We start from the raw sequence: 21,266 nt of genomic DNA, 5'->3' as shown, positions 1-21,266 counted from the left end.
CACGGGGAGGGGAGGCTCCTCCTCTCCCCCTTCGAGACACGACATGACCGAGCATGATTGCGCAACGACCTGCCCGCTGATCGCGAGCCGGAAGCCCTATTACAAGGAACTCACAGCCGGCCGGACCTATCTCTGGTGTTCCTGCGGCCGGTCGAAGCGACAGCCCTATTGCGATGGGCGCTCGCACGAAGGCACCGGGCTGGAGCCCGTGCGATACACCGCGCAGCGGGATGGCGAGGAAGTGTTGTTCTGCGGCTGCAAGCATACGGCCACGCCACCCTTTTGCGACGGTGCGCACAGCAACCTCCCCGGCGGCTATAAGGATGCCGGTGAGGATGCGGACGTCCCACGCCCCGACATCGTCGCGCCGGACGCCGACGGCATCGCCAAGGTCGACGGACGCTGCTTCGTCATCTCGCCCGGCGATGCCGGAGAAGAACGCTACCGCCTGCGCAAGCTGGTCGCCCCATCGACCGGCGCCGAGCATCAGTCGCAATTTCACCTGTCGCTGCGCGACGGAACCTCACCGGCACTTCAGGCGGCCGGGACCGACGCCATCCTGTGGTTCACGACAGGCCAGGGCACGGTCGAGATCGGCAACCGCTCCTTCGCCCTTCAATCGCCCTGCGGCATATATGTCCGCAGTGGGGAGGCTTTCCGACTGACAGCGGAGACGCAGGTCATCGGCTATATCTCCGCCTGCCCTGCGGTCGAAGAGCTCGACACGCCCTCAGACCTTCCGGCCCATTTCGACGATGCATGGCCCGACCGGATCGTCGCGATCGACGAAGCCAACCGGACAGCGATGGGCCCGCGCTGGTTCCAGATGCTGGTCGACAAGCGCATCGGCTCGACGACGGCCGCGCAGTTCATCGGGCATATTCCGCCCTCGCGCGCCGAAATGCACCGCCACCTCTATGAGGAGGCGCTGATCATCATGTCGGGCCACGGCATCATCTGGAACGAGACCCGTGCCGCGCGCGTAAAGGCCGGCGACGTGATCTTCTTTCCGCGCAAACATCTCCATTCGCTGGAATGCACCGCGCCCGAGGGCATGGACGTCGTCGGGATCATCCATCCGGGCGACAATCCGGGTGTGAACTACTGAAATCGCGAAAGGGGGATCGGCGATCCCCCTCCAGGCGCCGGCAGCGCCGCCGTCAGCCGAGCAGCGCGCGCCGCTTCGACAGCGCGGACACCAGCCGCTCGACGTCTTCCTCGTCATTGTAGAAGTGGAAGCCCGCGCGGATCTTGCCGTCGCGCGACGAGGTGATCACCTTGTCCTCGGCCAGCGCGGCGACCAGCGCCCCATCGTCACGCGACGGGATGGCCAGCAACGGGCCGCGTCGATCATCGTCCGCAGGCGTGAAGACTGCGATCTGCTCGGCCGCCAGACGGTTCATCGCGTGGCGCGTGATCGTACGCACATGTTCGCCTATCGCATCGAGCCCGATGTCGAGGACGATATCCAGTCCGGCCTGCGTGCCATAAAGGCTCGGTACCGGCGGCGTCCCCCCCTCGAAGCGACGCGCCGTCGGGCTGGGCCGGTTGGCGAAGATATCCATCGCCCCCGGGTCGACCTGAGCGAACCAGCCGCTGTTGCGCGGCGAGAGCGTCTCGATCAATTCGCGACGGACGTAGAGAAAGCCGATGCCGGCGGTTCCCAGCAGATATTTGAGCATGCCCCCGACCGCCAGATCGACGCCCAATGCGCGCACGTCGATCGGCTGCGACCCGACCGACTGATAACAGTCGAGCAGCACGATCGCGCCGACGGCATGGGCGATGCGACAGATTTCCCGGATATCCTCGTCGGGAAGACGCCCACCATGACGGTAGCAGACGTGCGAAAGAGCGACGATCGCTGTGCTTTCGTCGATGGCGGCGCGGAAACCCTCGATATCGACGATTCCCTGACCGGTTTCGGGTACATGCACCACCTCGGCGCCGGCCTGCTCCTGCGCGTGCCAGATCTGCGCGCCCGTCGGGAATTCGAAGTTCGACAGGACGATCCGGTTACGCCCGCCCGAGAAATCGAATGCGCTGGCGATGGCGTTGATCCCGGCCGAAGCCGACCCGGTAATCGCGATCTCGTCGGCATCGACCGCGAAGACGCGCGCCATCTGCGCGCGGACCAGTTCGAGCCGGTCGACCCAGCCGCCCCAGTCGGCACCCTTCGCCACCCGGTCGTCGAGATAGCGGTTGAAGGCCTCGCGCACGCTGTCGGCGAGCAGGCCGTAGGATCCGCTGCTGAAATAAGCGAGTTCGGGCAGAGAGGCGAACTGCGCCCGGACGGCTTTCAGGTCGGGGAGAAGAGACACGAGGGCAACTCCGAAGAAACGATGAGATCAGGCGAGAATATGGATCATCAGACCGATGATCGCAGCAGGCGAGACGAAGGCCAGCAGCATGTGCCACAGCCGGAAACCGCCCGATTTGAGATCGGTCACCTCCGGAGTCATCGTCCGGCGGATCGCCCAGCCGGCGAAGAGCGCGATCAGCAGGGCATTGAGCGGCAGCAGCAGATCGGCGATGCCGAAGTCGAGTATCTCGAAGAAGGTCTTGCCGGCGAAGGGCGGCAGGAAATCGAGTGGATGGACATCCTTGAGCAGGTTGAACGACAACAGCGACGGCAGGCCCACGGCGTATATCGCAAGCGCCGTGCCGAGCGACACGGGCGCCCGCTTCCAGCCGGTCTTTTCCATCAGCCACGCGACGACCGGCTCGAGCATGCCGACGGCGGTCGTGAACGCGCCGAGGGCGATCAGGCAGAAGAAAGCGATGCTAACGAGACGGCCGCCCGGCATGCCGCCGAAGGCAACGGGAAGCGTCACGAAGATGAGATTGGGGCCCTCGGTCGGCGCCAGTCCGTAGAACAGCACTGCAGGAAAAATTGCCAGCCCCGCCATCATTGCGATGAAGATCACCGAGCCCGAAACGATAATCGCCGACTGCGGCAGCGAGACGCCGCGCGGCAGATAGGCGGCATAGGTCATCAACACGCCGACGCCGATCGCGGTCGAGAACAGCGCCTGGCCCAGGGCGGTCAGCACGCCGGTTCCGGTCATCGCCGAGAAATCGGGATAGAAGAGGAAATGCAGGGCAGGCGTCAGCCCGATCGTAAGCGCGTTATACGTCACGAGGCCGATCAGGACGACGAAGAGCGCGACCATCTTCACCTTGGACACGACCTCGATGCCGCGCCTGACGCCAAGCGCCACCACGACGGCGACCGCCGCGATGAAGGCGAATTGGAGGAAGGCCTGTCGCCCCGGCGAACCGATCGCCGCTTCGAACACACCGCGCGATCCCGCCGCGTCGAGCCCGCCAAAACCCTGCACGATCGCGAGCCGGGCATAATCCACGCCCCAGCCGGCGACGACGCTATAATAGCTCAGTCCGAAAAAGGGGATGGCAAGGCTCAGCCAGCCGATCACGCGCCAGACCGGCGAGGCGCCTTCGGCCTTCACGAGCCTTTCCATCGTACCGATCACGCTGCCATGGCCCCGCCGCCCCATCGCCATCTCGGCAATCATCAGGGGGACACAGATCAGCAATACGAAGACGATATAGAGGATCACGAAGGCGCCACCGCCATTTGCCCCGGCGACATAGGGGAACCGCCAGAGACTGCCGAGGCCGATCGCGGCAGCTGCGGCGGCGAGCACGAAGGCCAGTTTGGAGGTCCACACCTCTCCGCCTGCGCGATCGCCTTCTGCCTCTGCCATGCCCCGTAAGTCCTCTTTTCGCGCTTCCGCAGTCTCTATATTCAAAAATATATCCTTTTGCATATAGATTTTGTTGCGTGCACGCGCCGCAGCCCCCTAGATGCGAAGAATGTTGGGGATCGATCGCATATGAGCAGCAACAAGCATCAGGAGAGCAAGCCCGCTGGCCCCGTGGATCTGGAAAAGGGGGACCGCTGGCTGGACGATTATCTGCCCTATCAGCTCTATCGGGTCACGAACCGGCTGAACGTCCGCCTGCAGGGCCGGATGCGCGCGCTGGGCATCAACCTGTCGCAGTGGCGCATCATGAGCGTGCTCCATTCGAGCGGTACGCTGAGCATCAGCGGAATCGTGGAGCAGACCTTGATGGAGCAGCCGACCGTCAGCCGAGTCGTCGTCCAGCTGGAAAAGGACGGAATGGTCGAGCGGCGCGTGTCGGCGGAAGACTCGCGGATGATCGACATCACGCTGACGGACAAGGGCGCCGAGACCTTCGCCTCGATCCGGCATTCCGCTTATGCCCATGAACGAATCGCGCTCGAGGGCATATCGGCGGAGACGCTCGATCTGTTTCGCGAAACACTTCGGCGCATCGAAAACAACATCGACCTCTATGATTGAGCGCGATCTTGCCGCTAGATGATCGCATGTCGAATGCCGGACACGCTCTGCCATCCATCCCCAAGGTCGATGGCGTCCTGACCATGTTCTACTATGCCGATCTCGCAGCGGCGACCGCCTGGTACGAAGAGGTGATCGGGTTCGAGAAGGTCATGACGCTCGATGGCCTGGCCCTGTTTCGCATCCACGCCAGCAGCCATCTCGCGCTGGTCGGCGATGGCGCCGGCAGCCAGCAGCCGATTGCCGGCACGAACAAAGGCGCGATCCTGTCGATCCAGACGAGCGCCTTGCAGGAATGGCATCAGCGGCTCTTCGCCCATCAGCTGCCCGGCACCGGGCGCGGACTGCACATCGGCTGCGACGGCCGGACGATCGAGTTCAAGGTTCGCGACCCCGAGGGCTACACGGTCGAATTCTTCGAATGGATCGACTGACCGGGCTCGAAAGGCAGAGTCTTCCACGCCATTTTAATATGCATTTTCATATTTCATTATCGGGAATATCGCGTTAGCCTCCTTGCTGTCGCCGAACAGGGGGATGGAATGAAGATATTTATCGGCTGTGCAGCCGCTCTGGCCCTGGCGCTCGCCGCGCCGGGCTTCGCCGAGACGACCCCCGTTCCTGGTACCCCGCCGCATCCTACCGCTCCCGCCGCGCTGCCGACGATACTCCATGCCGGAAAGCTGCTTGCCGTGCCGGGCGAGAAAGTCGTGGAACAGGCGACCATCGTCACGCGCGACGGCAAGATCCTTGCGGTCCGCAGCGGCTATCTCGATGCTGCCGCACTGGGCCTGCCGGCCGATACGCGCGTGATCGACCTGAAGAACCGCTTCGTGCTGCCGGGCTTCATGGACATGCACGTCCATCTCAGCTCGGGCGGATCGGCGCGCAACCCGATGACGCGGCTGAAGGAAGGCCCAGAATATTTCGCGATCAACGCCTATGCCAATGGCTATCGCACGCTGATGGCCGGCTTCACCACGGTCCGCGACCTGGGATCGCCGGGCGACTCGCTGTTCGCCCTTCGCGACGCCATCCGTGACGGAATCGTCCCCGGGCCCAAGATCATCGCCGCCGGCGAAGGAATCAGCCCGACCAACGGCCATGCGGACGCCCATGGCCTCCGCCGCGACCTGATGGAGGCGCAGATCCGGCCGGGCGTGTGCGACGGCGCCGACGACTGTCGCCGCGCGGTCCGCAACGCGATCAAATATGGCGCCGACGTCATCAAGGTCCACGTCACGGGCGGCGTGCTGGACGAGTCCGACGCGGGCACCGGGCAGCAGTTCACCGACGAGGAACTGCGCGCGATCGTCGATGCGGGCCATGCGATGGGCCGCAAGGTCACCACCCACGCCCATGGCAAGAGCGGCATCGATGCCGCGGTGCGCGCCGGCTATGACTCCATCGAGCATGCGATGTGGGCCGACGAGGAAAGCCTGAAGCTGATGAAGCAGCACGGCACCTGGCTGATCCCGACGGTCTGGCCGATCACCTGGGTCGGCGATACGCCGGAGAAGGTTCGTCAGGGGCCGTTCAAGAACCTTGCCTCCAATTCGCTGGCCAAACTCTACCAGTTGGGCGACCAGCCCAAGAAGATGGTCCGCGCGGCGATCCGCCTGGGCGTTCCGATCGCTCTGGGCACCGATAACGGCATCGCGCCCCACGGCACCAATGGCTACGAGATGCTCGAATATGTCGAGGCGGGCATGACGCCGATGGAGGCGCTGAAGACGGGGACGGTCAACGCGGCCAAGGCCGGCGGCGTGGCCGACCGGGGCAGCATCGCCCCGGGCCTGGCGGCGGACATCGTCGCGCTGGAGGGCGACCCGCTGGCCGATATCCGCGCGGTTCTGACGGTCGATTTCGTCATGCGCGACGGCATCATTTTCAAGAAGGACGGCAAGGCCGGGGAGACGGGGCTGTGAAAATGAAAACGCTTATCCGGGGCTTTCTGCTCGCAGGCTCGATGCTGGTCGCCGGCGCGGTCGCGCACGCCGAGGCGATCATCTTCGACCATGTCACGCTCGTCGACGGCACGGGCGGGGCGGCCCAGCCCGACATGAGCGTGGCCATCGACGACGGCAGGTTCGTCGCAGTCACGCCGACCGTCGCGGCATCGCAGTTGAAAGGTCGCCGCATCGATGCGACCGGCCGCTGGATGATCCCGGGCCTGATGGACGTCCACATCCATCTCGGCGGTCCCTATAACCCCGAGAAGAAGCACGACCAGGGCGTCCAGGCGCTCGCGAGCTTCCTCTATTCGGGCGTCACCACCATCTATGATGCGGGCAATGATGCGCGCTTCATCCTGACCCTGCGTGACGAGGAGCGCGCCGGCAAGATCCTCTCCCCGCGCATTCTCGCCACGGGCAATCTCGTCACCTATCCGGGCAGCCACGGCTCTGCGATGGGCGTTGAGGTCGACAGCTGGCCGCAGGCGAAGCCGGCGCTCGACAAGCATATCGCCGAGCAGAAGCCCGACATCGTCAAGCTCACGCTGGAGGAACATGGCTGGGGCTCGCGGCCGATGATCTCGCTGCTGCCCCTCGACCTGATGCAGAACATCATCCAATATTATAACGAGCGCGGCATCCGCACGACCGCGCACACCTCAAGCGAACTGCGCGCGATCGAGGCGATCTATGCCGGCGTCGACAGTCTGGCCCACCCGGTCATCCAGGGCCCGGTCAGCGACGGCTTCGTCAAGCTGATGGGGGCCAAGAAGACGCCGATGGCGACCACGCTCACGATCGGGGAGGGCTATAGCCGGCTTGTCGAGCATCCCGAATATCTCGACCAGCCGCTTTATGCCGCCTCCTACAGCAAGCAGCAGATCGCCGAGCTCAAGTCCAAGACACGCGCCGAATGGAAGGAGCGCAGCTGGACCTGGTGGATGAAGCTGATGACCCCGATCGCGCAGGAGAATTTGCGCAAGATCGACGCGGCAGGCGGGGTGATCGCGATCGGCACGGACCAGTCGGTCGGCCCTGCAGTGCACCGGGAGATGGAGCTTATGCAGGCAGCCGGTGTGAAGCCGGGCGAGATCATCCGCATGGCGACCCTCAACAGCGCGCGCCATCTGGGCCGCGAGGACGAACTCGGCTCGATCGCTCCGGGAAAGGTTGCCGATGCCGTTCTACTGAGCGCCGATCCTACCGCCGACATTAACAACGCCAAGGCGATCGTCGTGGTGATCAAGGCCGGTGCGCTGATCGACGAGGACAGGCTGCCCATGGCCGGCGGTCCGCAAAAGCGGCGTCGAGATTTCTGAGCCGCCAGAGTGCGGGCCCGCGGTTCAGGCCGCCACCCGCCCTCGCCCATGCGCCTTAGCACGGTACAGCGAAATGTCGGCGCGGTGGAGCGCTGCGTCGAAATCGCTCTCACCCGGCTGAACTGCCGCAAGGCCCATGCTGACGCTCCAGTCGTGAACGATCGCCGTCTTGCGCGCCAGCCGTGCGCGCAGCCCTTCGGCAAAGCCCAGCGCATCCTCGCAGCTTGCGGGCAGCAGGATCGCGAATTCGTCTCCGCCCAGCCGACCGAGCTCTCCGCCGTCCTCCAACGCGAAAAGCGCGGCTTCGCGGCCGATCAGGGCCAGGATGGCGTCTCCTGCGGCATGACCATGCCGGTCGTTGATCGTCTTGAAATGGTCGATGTCGATCACGAGCACCGATGCGCCCGGCTCGATCAGCCGCCCCATCTGTTCATGCAACCCGGCCCTGTTCCAGGCGCCGGTGAGCGTGTCACGCAGGGCCGCCTGTCGAAGATCGCGCTGCGCGCGCTCGATCGGGATCGAAAGCAACCCCATGTTCAAAATGCCCAGCAGCAATTGATCGGACAGCATGCCAAGCAGCGCGAGCAGTTCGACGTCGCGCAATGTCCCGAACTCTCCCGCCACTGAGAGCGCATAGGCGGGAACATAGGCTAGCTGGGCGCAACCGACGATCCGGTGCCCCGCGGTGCGATAGGCTGTCCGGCCGAACAGGAAGGCACAACCGACGAGGATCATCGACAGGGACAGGCCGATAGCGTCGCCGATCTGGGGCAACACGCTGTCCAGGGGCAGATGCCCGGTCGCGATCGCGAGGCGCGGCAGGCCATGGAGGCTTGGCGCGGCCACGATCGGCAGGAGCATCCACCACTGGAACGGGCTGCGCCCTTCGAGGCTGCGCATGCCGCTGACGCCCAGGATGTTGGACGAAGCGAGGCCACCGAACAGCAGGCTGGTCAACCCGAAGGCATCTCGCCCCACGATGCCGAACCCGATGATGGTGAGTGCATAGAGAAAGGAGCTTGCTGCCCAGCAGAGCATATGAAGTGCGCTGCGCTCGCGCCACCAGAGCATGGTAAAGACCAGCCCGAACGCTGCGGAAGCGAGCATGCTGCACAGGCGCAGCGTTTCGACGTCTGGAAGCGTGGACATGATCATGCGAACCCGCGCCGGCCATCGCACAGGGCCATTAACAAGCTGTATCCATGCGCGAATTCCGCGCCCGGCGATAGACCCCCAATGCGCGCCGCCGGTCGTAATTCAGGGGTTGCAGGACGGACAGTGCACGGGATCGGCCATCCGGCCGGGATCGATCGGCTCGACGCGTTCGAGCCCACAGCTCCGGCACCGGTAGAATCGATCCGCGCTGTCCTGCGTTTCCGTGCCGCACCAGCCACAGCGTCGACCGGCGCGGAGGACCCCGCGCCAGTCCGGAAACCCGCAATCGGGGCAGCGCTGGTCGAGACGAAGCGCGAGGTCGGTCACGGCGCGCGCGATCGAGGCCCTGCGGGTCGGGTTTCGATGCGCTCGCATGTCGGTGCGAAGATGGACGCCGCCATGCCCGGCCAGCAACGCAGCAATCGTCGAATCGAACGCTGCGCCATCGCGAACATTCTTGAGGAAGGGCCCGCCTCCCCCCGGTGGGGCCAGCAGCAGTCCATGGTCTGGAAAACCGATGCGCTGTGCGAAATCCTGCGCCTCGCTCAAGGAGCGTGCGTCGCAGCTGGCGAAATTGGTGTCTAGCGTCAGATCCTCGCCGATAACGTGCCGACCGCTCGACCGGTCGAGAAGAACGACCAGTTCCCGACCGCCCGGCACGAAGCCATGAACGGGGTGCGGGCCGAAGGCGCCCTCGCTGGCAAGCGCAAAGTCTGCGGCCGCCACCGCGTCCAATCCGGCACCGGCCTTGGCCAGCAGCGCGTCACGCTGCGATCCGGTCCTCGGGATTTCGCCGCTGAACGTGCCGAAGCCGTCGGTGTCGATCTTAGGCGGCGGAAGGAAGCGCAGACCCAAGCCGGCAAGCCCCGCTTCGATGACGGATTCCTTGTCGTGCATCGTGACGATGACAGCCGTCCGGCCCGCAATATCCATGGATCCCTCCACCCTGCCCGCTAGCCACGAAGCAGACCATGACAAAATGAATTGATCTCATGGCAAACATCGGAAATCCGAATGGTTGAGAGTAAAAGCCCTCTTCAGGCGCCTCGCTCGAGCGCTTCCACGATATGCTGACTCAGTTTGTGCGCCGTATCTGAGATGCCTGCAGCCTCCAGCAAGGCTATTTCGGTGTCCGCCAGCGCGGGCAGGCCCGCCTCCGGCCCCACCGGCAGGAGGGTTTCCGGCACCATCTCGCGCGGCAACACCGTCACGCCCAGTCCGGCCCGGACCGCCGCCTGGGCGCCGGCAAGGCTGGTGGACGTATAGGCTATTCGCCAGGGGCGCCCGAGCGCTTCCAAGGCGTCGATCGCGCGCTTGCGATACACGCAGGGTTGCGGGGACACGATCAAGGGCAGCGTCTCCTTGCCGTCCGCCGCACTCCGGTCGCGCGCAACCCAGACGAGGGGCTCGCGCCATACGCGCATACCCCCCACCGTCGTAGCGAGTGTCGGCTCGCGCTTGACCAGCACCAGGTCGAACGCCCCGCTGTGAAAGCGTTCGAGCAGGTTGAGCGTCAGATCGCAGGTCACTTCCAGTTCGACCAGCGGATGCGCTTCGGTGAACTGTGCCAACACTGTCGGCAGGTGCGCCGTGGCGAAATCCTCGGGGACTCCCAGCCGGACGGCGCCCGCGATGTCGGGCTCGAAAATTTCCGCGACCGCCTTGTCGTTGAGGAGCAGCAGCTTGCGCGCCGTGCCCAGTAGCCGCTGGCCCTCCGACGTCAATTGCAGCGAACGCGACGTGCGGTGAATCAGGCTGCGCCCCAACATGTCCTCCAGCCGCTTCACTTGCAGGCTGATGGTCGATTGCGTCCGCCCTAGCCGCTCCCCAGCGCGGGTGAAGCTGCCTGCATCGGCGATTGTGACGAAGCAGCGAAGCAGGTCGAGATCGAGATTCCTCAGCATCGGCACCCATTCATGCATTTAATCAATGAATAGGATTTCAATAACTCGTTTTACCAATGCAGGTCCAGAACTCATATCGGCCGCGAAAGGAGCATCATCCCATGCATTCCACACCTGCTTCGGCCCAGGTCGAAAAACAGTCGCCCGCTCAGCCTCTCCTGATTGTCGCTGCGGCATTCTTCTTTGCCGTCATGACGGTGGTCGACCATGCTGTCCCGCTGTTTGCGCTCGACGGCCTGACGGCAGCGATGGTGGGCCTGGTGCTGCTCGTAGCGGCGTCGATCGTTACCTATTCGCGTCGCCACATGCGAGCGTCCGGAGCGCCGCGCTATTTTGGTAACATGCTCGGCCTGCTCACGGCGACGGCCTCCTTTCTGACCACCAATCATGTTCTGGTCTTCGCGGCAGGATGGGTCGCCAGCGGCTTCTTCCTCGCCCGGCTGATCGGCCATGTGCAGGGCTGGTCCTCGGCCCGGCAGTCGGCGCGCCTTGCCGCCAACAGCTTCATGACGACCGATGCCGCGCTGGTCCTGGGCCTCGGCCTGCTGAGCTGGCGGTTCGGTACCGCATCGATCGCCGACATCGTTGCTCGGGTTTCACAGATGCCCAGCTTCTCCGCCGAACTCGCTGCGGCCCTGCTCGCCATTGCCGCCCTGGCCCGCTGCGCCATCCCGCCGCTCTCGCGCTGGCTGCTGGCTTCGATGACCGCTCCCACCCCCGTTTCGGCGCTGATGCACGCGGGGATGGTCAACGCCGGCGGCTTCCTGCTGCTGCGCTTCGCCCCGCTCCTTGAAGCGGCCCCGGTGGTCCGCCTGACGCTGGTCGGCATAGGTGCGATCGGCGCGCTCTACGGGATTGGGGTCATGATCGTGCGCCCCGACGTGAAGCGGGCTCTGGCTGGCTCGACCGTTTCGCAGATGAGCTTCATGATCCTGACCTGCGGCCTCGGCGCCTATGCCGCCGCGCTCTGGCACATCGTTGCTCATGGCCTGTTCAAGGCCTGGCTTTTCCTCGGCACCGGCATGACGATCCGGGCACCGCAGATCGAGCGGGTCCGCCCGCCGGTCCTCGCTGCCCTCGGGGTCAGCGTCCTCGTGCTGGGCGCCGGGTTCGCCGCCGGGATCGTCGATCCGCAGGCGCCGGCCTTCCTACCGATGGCCTTCGCCCTGATGACCGCGATCCTCACCTTCCTGACGCTTCCGCAGAGCAGCGGCCGCACAGCGCAGATGGTCGGCAGCGGGTTGATGGTGGCGACCCTGATCGGGGTCCACATGCTCGGCCTGTTCGCGGCCGAAAGCCTCTACCAGCGCAGTGCACCGCCGATCCTGCCCGCCGGCGCCCAGCTTGCCCTGGCCCTGCTCTTCTCGCTGGCGCTGCTGTGGCAGTTCAAGCCTTCGGCTGCCGCCCGGCAACTGCCCCGCTGGCTCTACGTCCGCCTGCTCAACGCTGGCGCTGTCCGCGCCTGAACCCCCTCCTCTCTTCAAGGAAACCGCCATGTCGCTTCTCCTGAAAGAACGCCCCAAGCAGCAAACCCTCTCCGCCGGGGATGTACAGGACCTCGTCCAGATCGCCTCCCAGGTCGTGGCGCCGCTGTGGCCGCTCGAAAGCCCGATCGCGGTCAATCCGCTCGCCGGCTTCGAGGACCTTCCCTTCGCGGACGCCATCAGCCGGGCGGGAGAATTGTTCGGCGCGCGCGCAGGGATGGCGCTCGCCAAGTGGCGCCGCCTGCTTGAGCAAGGCAAGGTCGATCGCGTCCTGCTTATGCAGATCGCGGTCGAGCATCTCGGCGGCCCCGACATGGCGTTCCGCAAGGTCCTGCCCGGCATCACCGCGCTGGACCTTCTGTCGGCACGGCTGCTGGAAATCGAGGAGCGTGCCGAGCCGGATGCAGAGGCTCCGCGCAGCTCAGGCCCTGGCGAAGCGTTTCTCGCCAAATGGTGTGCCGTCTTCTTCGACCAGGGCGTCGCAGCGATGCCGATGCCGGGGCGCGAACGCGGCCTGTACGCCGCGATCCTCGACATGGCCCTCGACGATCCCGACTTCGCGGCACTGGCAGGCAATGAAGCCGAGACGCTGGTTGACGCTATGCCGTCCAATCCGCTCGAAGCGATCCGCCTGACCCTGCTCGACAAGCCCGACCAGCCCGAGGTGCGCCTGCACTGGCTCCGCACCATGCTGACCCGCCTGCCGGGCTGGGCCGGCCACATCCGCTGGCGCAGCGAGAAGGCAGACCCGGACGTGTCGCGTGGCGCTCCGGCGACGCTGACCGACCTGCTCGGCCTGTGGACCCTGATCGACCGGCTGGATCCGCTGCCGAAGGCGCCGCCGTCTTTCGCGAACGACGCGCGCGACGACCTCGCGCGCCACTTCTCGCTCGATTTCCTGACGCTCGACCGTCTGGAGGGCGAGGCCAAGGCGATCGTGCGGCATATTGCCGGGCTATCCTACGCCGATCTGGCCTATCTCTTCATGACCGCTGCCGAGCGGCAGTTGGAGAGCCAGGTCGTTTCCGGCCTGCGCAAGCACGTCCGTGGCCATGATGGCGGCAAGGCCCGTCCGGCAGCGCAGATGATCTTCTGCATCGACGTTCGCTCGGAACCGCTGCGGCGCGCGATCGAGCAGCGCGGCGATTATGAGACGCTGGGCTATGCCGGCTTCTTCGGCCTGCCGATCGCGCTGCGTTCGCCGCTCGACAGCAGGCGCAAGCGGCAGCTGCCGGTCCTCCTCGAACCGCAGCATGACCTCGAGACCCGCCCGGTTGCCGGTGCAGAAGAGGAAGCGCATCGCATGATCGAGCGGATCCGCGGGGCGACGAGCCTCAACAGCCTTGCAGGATCGGCGAAGCAGGGCATCGTCACCAGCTTCGCGACCGCCGAGGCCGCCGGACCGCTGGCCGCAGCGATGCTGGCAATCCGCAATTGGGCGCCCAGGCTGGCGCAGAAGCTGGTGCCGCCGGGCCGCGATGCGCTCGATCCGCTGATGGGGGCATGCACCGCGAGCCACGACCACGATCATGATCACGCGGCCACCGATGGCATGACGCTGGTGAACAAGGCCGATTATGCGCGCAACCTGTTCGCTCTCACCGGCCTCAAGGCGGAGGCGCTCGGGCGCATCGTGCTCCTGGTCGGGCACGGCGCCAGCGCGGTCAACAATGCGTTCGTCGGCTCGCTCGACTGCGGCGCCTGTGGGGGCCGCTCAGGTGGCCCCAACGCCCGCGCGCTGGCGGCGATCCTGAACGACGATCGGGTGCGGAGTCACCTGCGCGCCGATGGGGTAATGATCCCCGAGGACAGTTATTTTCTTGCCGCCCAGCACAACACCAGCACCGACGAAATCCTGTTCTACGAAAGCTGGAACATCCCGGCTTCGCACCAGGAGGATTTCGAGTTGCTGCGCATGGACGTCGAGGATGCGGCCAACGAAACCTGCGGCTGGCGCGCGGCGCGCCTCGGCCGGACGGTCGAGGGCCAACGCACCGCTGCGCTGCACTGGGGCGAGGTGCGCCCCGAATGGGGCCTGTCGCGCAACGCCGCCTTCATCGTCGGCCCACGCTCGATCAGCCGCGATATCGACCTCGACGGGCGCGCCTTCCTGCACAGCTATGACTGGCGACAGGACAATGACGGCTCGGCGCTTAAGACGATCCTGACCGCGCCGATGATCGTCGCACAGTGGATCAACTGCCAATATCTCTTCTCGACGATCGACAATGCAGCCTACGGGGCCGGAGACAAGTCGACCCATAACATCATCGGCGGCTTCGGGGTGCTGCAGGGCAATGACGGCGACCTCTGCGTCGGCCTTCCGCGCCAGTCGCTCTTCAACGACGACGGCACGCCCTATCATGTGCCGCAGCGGCTGTTGACGGTCGTCCATGCCCCGCTCGACCGGGTCGACCGTATCGTGATGGAGACGCCGATCCTGAGCCGGCTGTTCGGCAATGGCTGGGTCAAGCTGATCGTGATCGACCCGCTCGACAAGGCAGCGCATCGCTGGGTGTCGAGCGACGGCATCATGCCGCTATCGTCGGCCACCAATGGCTGGGCGCAGGGGCACTATAGCGTCTGACAAACGGACCGGGCGGCACGCCAGCGCCGCCCGGTATCCGCTTCAGATCGTGCGGCGCCAGCCGAACTGGTCGTTGGTCTCGCCGCGCTGGATGGCGACCAGCCGGTCGCGCAGGTCCTGCGTCATCGGCCCGGCGTCGCCGGAGCCGATCAGGAACTCGCCGCCACTGTGCAGGATCCGGCCGACGCTGACGATCGTCGCCGCGGTGCCGCACACGAACACCTCGCGCAGGCGGCCGCTCTGCGCATCGGCCTGCCACTGGTCGAAACCATAGCGAGCCTCTTCGACCGATATGCCTTTGTCGCGGGCGAGTGCGATCACCGAGGCGCGGGTGATGCCGGGCAGGATCGTGCCGAGCGGCGGCGTCTTCACCGTGCCGTCGTCGAACACGAAGAAGATGTTCATGCCGCCCAGTTCCTCGACCCAGCGATGCTCGGCGGCGTCGAGGAAGACGACTTGGTCGCAGCCATGTTCGATCGCCTCGGCCTGCGCGATCAGGCTACCGGCATAGTTGCCGCCGCACTTGGCCGCTCCCGTGCCGCCGGCAGCAGCGCGGCTGTAATTGTCCGATACCCAGACGCTGATCGGCTTGGCGCCGCCCTTGAAATAGGCGCCGACCGGCGAGGCGATCACGCAGAAGACGTAGCGTTTGGCCGGGCGCACGCCGAGGAACACGTCGTTGGCGAACATGAAGGGGCGCAGATAGAGGCTGCCCTCGCCCGCCGGAATCCACTCGGCGTCGATCGCGACCAGCCTCTCGATCGCCTCGAGGAACAACTCCGCGGGCAGCTCGGGCATCGCCATGCGGTGCGCCGACTGGTTGAAGCGGCGCGCATTTTCTTCCGGGCGGAACAGGGTGATCGCGCCGTCGCTCCCGCGATAGGCCTTCATCCCCTCGAAGATCTCCTGCGCATAATGCAGCACGGCGCTGGCCGGATCGATCGAGAAAGGCTCGCGGGCACGGACGCGGGCGTCGTGCCAGCCGGCTTCCTCGGTCCATTCGATGGTGACCATATGATCGGTGAAGACCTTGCCGAAGCCCGGCTCCGCGATCAGCTGCGCCCGCGCCTCGGCGGAAAGCTGGTTGGGGTTGGGGATCGTCTGGAACTGCACAGAATCTGCCATGGTTCACCTGAAGATGGATTTGGGCGAAGCCCTTAAAGCCTGATCGGGCGCGGTGGAAGCGCTTTGCGCAGTGCGTCCGCCGGATTGCCCGTCAGGCGGCGACCCGCTCGGATGGCCGCTCATCGAGCCGTGCGATGAGTGCCGCCCGAGCCTCGGCATAGCGCGCCATGGCTTCCTCCTTCACCGGGCCATAGCCGCGCACCATGTCGGGCAATGCGGCGAGCGCCAGCGCGGTGTCGGGCGCTGTGCGGTCGAGCCGGTCGCAGAGCATCTCGACCGTCGCGAGATATTCGTCGCGCAGCGCCCGCTCGGCACGACGCTCCGCCGTGCGTCCGAACGGATCGGCCCAGCTGCCGCGCAGGCGCTTGCCCTTGGCGAGCAGCGCCATGGCCTTGAAGATCCAAGGCCCGAACTTGCGCTTGGCGGGTCGGCCCGTCGCAGGGTCTGTCCGCGACAGCATCGGCGGAGCGAGATACACCGACAGCCGCCGCGTCGAGGCAAACTGCGCCGACAATGCCTCGCGGAAGGCCGGCTCCGAATAGAGCCGGGCGACTTCATATTCGTCCTTATAGGCCATCAGCTTATAGGCATTGGCTGCCACCGCGCGCAGCAGCGCCTCATCCGGATTCCCGCTCTGTGCCACGGTCGCGCGCACGCGATCGACGAGCTCCGCATAGCGGGCGGCATAGGCCTCGTCCTGATAGGAGACGAGATCGGCGCTGTGACGGGCGATAAGGGTGTCGATATCCTCGACCGGAGCCGGCTCCGCAGCGAGGCCGGCCATGCGCTCCACCGCCGCCAAGTCGACCGCCGCGAGGCGGCCCCAGGCGAAGGCGCGCTTGTTGAGACCGACCGCAGCACCATTGGACTCGATCGCCGCCGCGAAAGCCTCGGCCGAGATCGGCAGTAACCCCTTCTGCCAGGCATAGCCCACCATCAGCGTGTTCGCCGCGACATTGTTGCCGAACAGCCCCTCGGCGATACGCGTCGCGTTGAGCAGGAATCCGCGATCGCCCGCCCGCTTCATCAGCAGGTCGAGCATGCCAGCGGTGGGGAGCGTGGCATCGCGGTCCATCACCACGTCGGCGGTCGGGGTCTCGTCGGCATTGAGGACGATCGCGCCGCGTCCAACCGCGAATTTGCGGAGCGCGTCGGGGCTGCTCGCCACGACGGCATCGGTACCGAGCACGAGGTCGGCATCGCCCTGCCCGATCCGGACCGCATGGATATCGCCGCGCGCGATGCGCACCTGACTGACCACCGCGCCATTCTTCTGGGCGAGACCGGTGAAGTCGAGCACGGTCGAGGACAGCCCATCGAGATGCGCCGACATGCCGAGCAGCGCGCCGACGGTGAGAACGCCCAGCCCGCCGATTCCGGCGACATAGACGTTGAACACGCCGTCGAGCGCGGGGATTGCAGGCGCGGGAAGTGCCGGAAAACGCTCCTTCTCCATCGCCTCGATCCTTGCCGCCTCGGGGCGGCGCAGCACCGGCCCGTCGATCTCGACGAAGCTGGGGCAGAAGCCCTTCACGCAGGAGAAATCCTTGTTGCAGGCCGACTGGTCGATCCGGCGCTTCGTCCCCTGCGGCGTCTGCACCGGCTGCACCGCGATGCAGTTCGACTGAACCGAGCAGTCACCGCAGCCCTCGCAGACGCGCGGGTTGATGAACAGGCGGCGATCGGGATCGGGGAAGCCACCGCGCTTGCGGCGGCGGCGCTTCTCGGCCGCGCAGGTCTGTTCATAGACGATCGCCGTCACGCCCGGCATGTCGCGCAGCTCGCGCTGGATCGCATCCATCTCGTCGCGGTGGCCGACGATCACGTCCCCCAACCCGCGCCACTTGGCAGGATCGTCGCTGACGAGGCGAACATGCGAGACGCCCTCGGCTTTCAGCTGGGCGACGATCCGCGCGGGCTCGATGACGCCCTCGGCCGGCTGCCCGCCGGTCATCGCAACCGCGTCGTTGTAGAGTATCTTGAAGGTGATGTTCGCCTTAGACGCAACCGCGCCGCGGATCGCGAGCAGGCCGCTATGCTGATAGGTGCCATCGCCAAGATTCTGGAAGATGTGCTTCGTCTCGGAAAAGGGCGCGGCGCCCACCCATTGCATCCCCTCGCCGCCCATCTGGCTGAAGGTCGAGGTCTTCAGCTTGGGCACCGACAAGGCCATGACATGGCAGCCGATCCCGCCGCCCGAAATCGACCCCTCGGGCGTGGGGGTCGAGCTGTTGTGGGGGCAACCCGAGCAGAAGAAGGGCTTGCGCGCCGGAAAGGGCACGACCTCGCCGCCAGCCTTGCGGCTCTGCAGCGTCTCGAGGCGGGCGGCGAGCCCGAGCGGATCCTGCGCGATCCGCGACACCAGCGCGCGCGCGACCATCATCGGATCGAACTCCATCACGACCGGAAGCAGCGGCTTGCCCTCGGCATCGGTCTTGCCCGTCACGCGGGCGCGCGGACCTGCCCGGTTGAACAGCGCGGCCTTGATCTGGTTCTCGACGGTCGGGCCCTTTTCCTCGACGACGAAAATCTCCTCCGCCTTCCCGGCCAGATCGAGCAGCGGCGCGGTGGCGAGCGGCCAGCTCATCGCCACCTTGTGGATCGACAGGCCCAGCGCATCCGCCTCGTCCTCGCCGATGCCCAGGTTGCTGAGCGCCTGCATGAAGTCCTGATGCGCCTTGCCGACCGTGACGACGCACAGGCGCGCCTTGCTGCTGGCGAAGATCGTCCGGTCGATCCGGTTCGCGGTCGCCCAGGCGACGGCGGCCGGCAGGCGCTCCTCGATCATGCGCCGCTCATATTCGGCGCGCTGGGCGGGCCATTGGATCGTCGGGTCCCAGTTGAGCCCATGGGCCGGCACGACGTCGGTCGGCGCGTGAAAGAGCGGATGGGCGTCGGGCAGCTCGAAGCTCGCAGCGCTCTCGACCACCTCGGCGATCGTCTTCATCGCCACCCACAGGCCGGAGAAGCGCGACAGGGCGAAGCCGGCGAGGCCCAGCGTAAGGATTTCGGAGACGTTGGCCGGCTGGATGACCGGCATCATCACCGACTGGAATATGCCGTCGGTCTGGTGCGGGAACATCGAGGATTGCGCCGCATGATCGTCGCCGCCGATCGCCAGCACGCCGCCCAGCGGCGAGGTGCCGAGCATGTTCGCGTTGCGGAACACGTCGCCGGTCCGATCGACGCCATTGCCCTTGCCATACCAGATGCCGAAGACGCCATCGGCCTTCGTCTGGCCGAACGCCTTGTGCATCTGCGCCCCCCACAGCGCCGTCGCCGCGAGATCCTCGTTCAGCCCCGGCTGGAAAACGACATCATGCGCATCGAGATAGCTCTGCGCCTTCCACAGCTGCTGGTCGTAAGCGCCGACCGGCGACCCGCGATAGCCCGAGACGAGCCCGGCGGTGTTGAGGCCCCGTGCGCGGTCGAGCCGGCGCTGCATCAGCGGCAGCCGCACGAGCGCTTGGATGCCGGTCATGAAGGTCGGACCGCTCTCGGCGGTATAGATGGCGTCCAGGCTAACGATACGGTTGTGATTCATCGCGGGTCTCCTGCCCGCGAAGATAGCTGAAGGCCCTTGGGAAGGGTTTCCAAATTTTCCGCTATATCGGCCCATCTTGGTATCTTGAACCACGATCGATGAGATATATGGTGATATCCTCTAAATCATGAGGAGATGACCGCGATGGCGGACCTCGACGGCTATGACATTCGAATCCTGCAGACGCTAAGCCAGGACGGCCGGATCACCTGGCGTGACCTGGCCGACGATATCGGTCTGTCGCTGACGCCGACGATCCGGCGCGTCCGGCAGCTGGAAGAGGCCGGCTACATCACCGGCTATTTCGCGCGGCTCGACGAAAAGCAGCTGGCCGGGGCGATGAGCGTGTTCGTATCGATCACGCTGGAAAAGCAGGTGCGCGCCTCGCTCGACGCCTTCGAGGCCGAGGTCGCCTCGCTGGCGGAGGTGATGAGCGGCTTCCTGATGTCGGGCGGGTCGGACTATCTGCTGCGCTGCGTGGTGCGCGACCTCGACCATTATCGCGACTTCCTGGACGTGCTGACCAACATCCCCGGCGTCGCGCATATCCAGAGCAGCTTCGCGCTCAAATCCTTCATCAACCGCCCCGCTCCGCTCATCAAGGGGGCGGTGCGCTAGGCATATATGGGGCCGGGGCCTCCCCTTCCGCTTTGGGTCGGAGGCTCCTAGAGAAGAGGTAGATGAAAGCTTCGGACGCAAAGACCGCTGGGGCGACCGCAGCGAAGGGACCGGCCCGCCGCGCGCGCCAGGCTCCCGACATCCGCCGCCAGGACCTGCTCGCCGTCACGATCCGCTGCCTCGCAACCCTCGGACCGCGTGGCGCCACAGGGCGGGAAATCTGCCGCCAGGCCGGCGTCTCGCACGGCCTGCTCCGCCATTATTTCAGCAATCCCGAGAACCTGCTGCTCGAGACCTATCAGGAGCTGTGCGACAATTTCATCGGCCGCTTCGCCGAGGAGGTGGAGGCCGAACACCCCGACCCCTGGACGACGATCGACCGGCTGTTCGAGGTGCATTTCAGCGAGGAATGGTCGAACCCCGACATATTGGGCGCCTGGATCGCCTTTTGGACGCTGGTCCGCAGCAATGCCGACTTCGCCGAGGTCAGCCGCCACTATAACGAACGTCTCCAGACCCTCCTCGACCGCGCCGTCGCCCGCCTGCCGCAGGGGCCGGTCCCGCCCCGCGACATGGCGACGCTGATCTCCGCGACGATGGACGGGCTGTGGCTCGACTACAGCCTGTCGCAGGAACGCCTGACGCGCGAGCGCGCCCTCACCCTCGCCCGCACCATGCTCCGCCGGCTGGCGCCGGTGGAAGATGGGCAGGGAACGGCCTCAGCATAAGCACTCAATCGACGCGCCTCACCCGGCGCCATGCAACGAAACCCAGAACCCCATGCGCCGCCAGCACCAGCAGTTGAGCGACCAGGAACGGCGGCTCGGTGCCGGTGGGCGCAAGCGCGTTGAGGGCCGGGATCTTCTGGAACATCTGCACCACGAGAACGAAGATGTTGAGATAGAGCGCCGCCGTCGCGCTGACCGCATAGGCAGTCTCGGCGCGGCCGCTTCCCGTCGCGACGTAGCGGGCGGCGAACGCCACTGCCAGCACCAGGGTCGAGACCAGCCCCGTGATGACGGCCGGGGTCAGGCCGGCAAATGGAAAGAGGAAGCCGGTGATCGTGGTGGCTGCCGTGGTTACCAGAAAAAAGCCGCCGCTGACCGGGAGGAAGCCCCTGCCCCGGGCATAGGCGATCATCGCCCATAGCCCGGTGCCGATCCCGATCAGGCTGATCGCCACGTGCAGAATGATGAACTGAGCGAGTGAGAGGCCGAACATCATGG

The 21,266-nt window shown here is 65.9% G+C and carries 17 protein-coding genes; 9 read left to right on the top strand and 8 right to left on the bottom strand.

The genetic code is table 11. The features are described 5' to 3' along the window. Nucleotides 1–43 precede the first annotated feature (43 nt). Nucleotides 44–1,108 carry a cupin domain-containing protein gene (locus tag G6P88_RS17440; RefSeq protein WP_165324321.1) on the top strand — a complete coding sequence of 355 codons (1,065 nt, stop codon included), beginning with the start codon at nt 44–46 and terminating at the stop codon, nt 1,106–1,108. A gap of 52 nt (nt 1,109–1,160) precedes the next feature. Here G6P88_RS17440 and G6P88_RS17435 read toward each other — a convergent pair whose 3' ends face one another. Continuing rightward, nucleotides 1,161–2,321, bottom strand: a complete 1,161-nt coding sequence (locus tag G6P88_RS17435) for an aminotransferase class V-fold PLP-dependent enzyme (RefSeq protein WP_165324320.1) — start codon at nt 2,319–2,321, stop codon at nt 1,161–1,163. Between the two features lie 27 nt (nt 2,322–2,348). After that, nucleotides 2,349–3,728: a sodium-dependent transporter gene (locus G6P88_RS17430; RefSeq protein ID WP_165324319.1), complete on the bottom strand. Its 1,380-nt coding sequence runs from the start codon at nt 3,726–3,728 to the stop codon at nt 2,349–2,351. Between the two features lie 129 nt (nt 3,729–3,857). Between G6P88_RS17430 and G6P88_RS17425 the strand changes: the two genes are divergently transcribed. The 4 genes from G6P88_RS17425 to G6P88_RS17410 all read left to right on the top strand — a co-directional run bounded on the left by G6P88_RS17425 (nt 3,858) and on the right by G6P88_RS17410 (nt 7,623). Next, a complete protein-coding gene (locus G6P88_RS17425) occupies nt 3,858–4,349 on the top strand; it encodes a MarR family winged helix-turn-helix transcriptional regulator (RefSeq protein WP_165324318.1) in 492 nt (163 codons plus the stop codon). A 26-nt stretch (nt 4,350–4,375) separates the two neighbouring features. Continuing rightward, nucleotides 4,376–4,783, top strand: a complete 408-nt coding sequence (locus tag G6P88_RS17420) for a VOC family protein (protein ID WP_165324317.1) — start codon at nt 4,376–4,378, stop codon at nt 4,781–4,783. A gap of 108 nt (nt 4,784–4,891) precedes the next feature. Then, the gene (locus G6P88_RS17415; RefSeq protein ID WP_165324316.1) at nt 4,892–6,277 is read left to right on the top strand and encodes a metal-dependent hydrolase family protein; all 1,386 of its coding nucleotides are present in this window, start codon (nt 4,892–4,894) and stop codon (nt 6,275–6,277) included. A gap of 2 nt (nt 6,278–6,279) precedes the next feature. After that, complete coding sequence (locus tag G6P88_RS17410) at nt 6,280–7,623, top strand: amidohydrolase family protein (protein ID WP_165324315.1); 1,344 nt, start codon at nt 6,280–6,282, stop codon at nt 7,621–7,623. 24 nt (nt 7,624–7,647) lie between these two features. On the opposite strand, the gene G6P88_RS17405 is transcribed toward G6P88_RS17410, so the two are convergent. The 3 genes from G6P88_RS17405 to G6P88_RS17395 form a co-directional block, all read right to left on the bottom strand. Further along, a complete protein-coding gene (locus G6P88_RS17405; protein ID WP_165324314.1) occupies nt 7,648–8,772 on the bottom strand; it encodes a GGDEF domain-containing protein in 1,125 nt (374 codons plus the stop codon). A gap of 108 nt (nt 8,773–8,880) precedes the next feature. Beyond that, complete coding sequence (locus tag G6P88_RS17400; RefSeq protein ID WP_165324313.1) at nt 8,881–9,711, bottom strand: DUF6671 family protein; 831 nt, start codon at nt 9,709–9,711, stop codon at nt 8,881–8,883. Nucleotides 9,712–9,815: 104 nt separating this feature from the next. Beyond that, a complete protein-coding gene (locus tag G6P88_RS17395; RefSeq protein ID WP_206335811.1) occupies nt 9,816–10,682 on the bottom strand; it encodes a LysR substrate-binding domain-containing protein in 867 nt (288 codons plus the stop codon). 101 nt (nt 10,683–10,783) lie between these two features. Here G6P88_RS17395 and G6P88_RS17390 point away from each other — a divergent pair, with 101 nt between their 5' ends. Together G6P88_RS17390 and G6P88_RS17385 are read left to right on the top strand one after the other, a co-directional pair. Beyond that, complete coding sequence (locus G6P88_RS17390; protein ID WP_165324311.1) at nt 10,784–12,148, top strand: proton-conducting transporter transmembrane domain-containing protein; 1,365 nt, start codon at nt 10,784–10,786, stop codon at nt 12,146–12,148. Between the two features lie 28 nt (nt 12,149–12,176). After that, nucleotides 12,177–14,753: a DUF2309 domain-containing protein gene (locus tag G6P88_RS17385; RefSeq protein ID WP_165324310.1), complete on the top strand. Its 2,577-nt coding sequence runs from the start codon at nt 12,177–12,179 to the stop codon at nt 14,751–14,753. 42 nt (nt 14,754–14,795) lie between these two features. On the opposite strand, the gene G6P88_RS17380 is transcribed toward G6P88_RS17385, so the two are convergent. Together G6P88_RS17380 and G6P88_RS17375 are read right to left on the bottom strand one after the other, a co-directional pair. Then, complete coding sequence (locus G6P88_RS17380; protein WP_165324309.1) at nt 14,796–15,878, bottom strand: branched-chain amino acid aminotransferase; 1,083 nt, start codon at nt 15,876–15,878, stop codon at nt 14,796–14,798. A 91-nt stretch (nt 15,879–15,969) separates the two neighbouring features. After that, complete coding sequence (locus tag G6P88_RS17375) at nt 15,970–19,422, bottom strand: indolepyruvate ferredoxin oxidoreductase family protein (protein WP_165324308.1); 3,453 nt, start codon at nt 19,420–19,422, stop codon at nt 15,970–15,972. Nucleotides 19,423–19,557: 135 nt separating this feature from the next. On the opposite strand from G6P88_RS17375, the gene G6P88_RS17370 reads away from it, so the two are divergent. After that, nucleotides 19,558–20,040, top strand: coding sequence for an Lrp/AsnC family transcriptional regulator (locus tag G6P88_RS17370; protein ID WP_206335810.1), 483 nt, complete (start codon nt 19,558–19,560; stop codon nt 20,038–20,040). 62 nt (nt 20,041–20,102) lie between these two features. Next, a complete protein-coding gene (locus G6P88_RS17365) occupies nt 20,103–20,768 on the top strand; it encodes a TetR/AcrR family transcriptional regulator (protein WP_165324306.1) in 666 nt (221 codons plus the stop codon). A 4-nt stretch (nt 20,769–20,772) separates the two neighbouring features. Here G6P88_RS17365 and G6P88_RS17360 read toward each other — a convergent pair whose 3' ends face one another. After that, nucleotides 20,773–21,264: a hypothetical protein gene (locus tag G6P88_RS17360; protein ID WP_165324305.1), complete on the bottom strand. Its 492-nt coding sequence runs from the start codon at nt 21,262–21,264 to the stop codon at nt 20,773–20,775. Nucleotides 21,265–21,266 lie beyond the last annotated feature (2 nt).

The sequence above is a fragment of the Rhizorhabdus phycosphaerae genome, assembly GCF_011044255.1.
Taxonomy (GTDB): Bacteria; Pseudomonadota; Alphaproteobacteria; order Sphingomonadales; family Sphingomonadaceae; genus Rhizorhabdus; species Rhizorhabdus phycosphaerae.
The sequence above is the reverse complement of the archived record's forward strand: the minus strand, read 5'-3'. Positions and strand labels throughout refer to the sequence as shown.

Coding starts and splice junctions, on each gene's coding strand:
- G6P88_RS17395 (WP_206335811.1), bottom strand. CDS start 10,682: ATGCTGAGGAATCTCGATCTCGACCTGCTTCGCTGCTTCGTCACAATC.
- G6P88_RS17425 (WP_165324318.1), top strand. CDS start 3,858: ATGAGCAGCAACAAGCATCAGGAGAGCAAGCCCGCTGGCCCCGTGGAT.
- G6P88_RS17385 (WP_165324310.1), top strand. CDS start 12,177: ATGTCGCTTCTCCTGAAAGAACGCCCCAAGCAGCAAACCCTCTCCGCC.
- G6P88_RS17365 (WP_165324306.1), top strand. CDS start 20,103: ATGAAAGCTTCGGACGCAAAGACCGCTGGGGCGACCGCAGCGAAGGGA.
- G6P88_RS17415 (WP_165324316.1), top strand. CDS start 4,892: ATGAAGATATTTATCGGCTGTGCAGCCGCTCTGGCCCTGGCGCTCGCC.
- G6P88_RS17410 (WP_165324315.1), top strand. CDS start 6,280: ATGAAAACGCTTATCCGGGGCTTTCTGCTCGCAGGCTCGATGCTGGTC.
- G6P88_RS17380 (WP_165324309.1), bottom strand. CDS start 15,878: ATGGCAGATTCTGTGCAGTTCCAGACGATCCCCAACCCCAACCAGCTT.
- G6P88_RS17360 (WP_165324305.1), bottom strand. CDS start 21,264: ATGATGTTCGGCCTCTCACTCGCTCAGTTCATCATTCTGCACGTGGCG.
- G6P88_RS17440 (WP_165324321.1), top strand. CDS start 44: ATGACCGAGCATGATTGCGCAACGACCTGCCCGCTGATCGCGAGCCGG.
- G6P88_RS17375 (WP_165324308.1), bottom strand. CDS start 19,422: ATGAATCACAACCGTATCGTTAGCCTGGACGCCATCTATACCGCCGAG.
- G6P88_RS17420 (WP_165324317.1), top strand. CDS start 4,376: ATGTCGAATGCCGGACACGCTCTGCCATCCATCCCCAAGGTCGATGGC.
- G6P88_RS17430 (WP_165324319.1), bottom strand. CDS start 3,728: ATGGCAGAGGCAGAAGGCGATCGCGCAGGCGGAGAGGTGTGGACCTCC.
- G6P88_RS17370 (WP_206335810.1), top strand. CDS start 19,558: ATGACCGCGATGGCGGACCTCGACGGCTATGACATTCGAATCCTGCAG.
- G6P88_RS17400 (WP_165324313.1), bottom strand. CDS start 9,711: ATGGATATTGCGGGCCGGACGGCTGTCATCGTCACGATGCACGACAAG.
- G6P88_RS17405 (WP_165324314.1), bottom strand. CDS start 8,772: ATGTCCACGCTTCCAGACGTCGAAACGCTGCGCCTGTGCAGCATGCTC.
- G6P88_RS17390 (WP_165324311.1), top strand. CDS start 10,784: ATGCATTCCACACCTGCTTCGGCCCAGGTCGAAAAACAGTCGCCCGCT.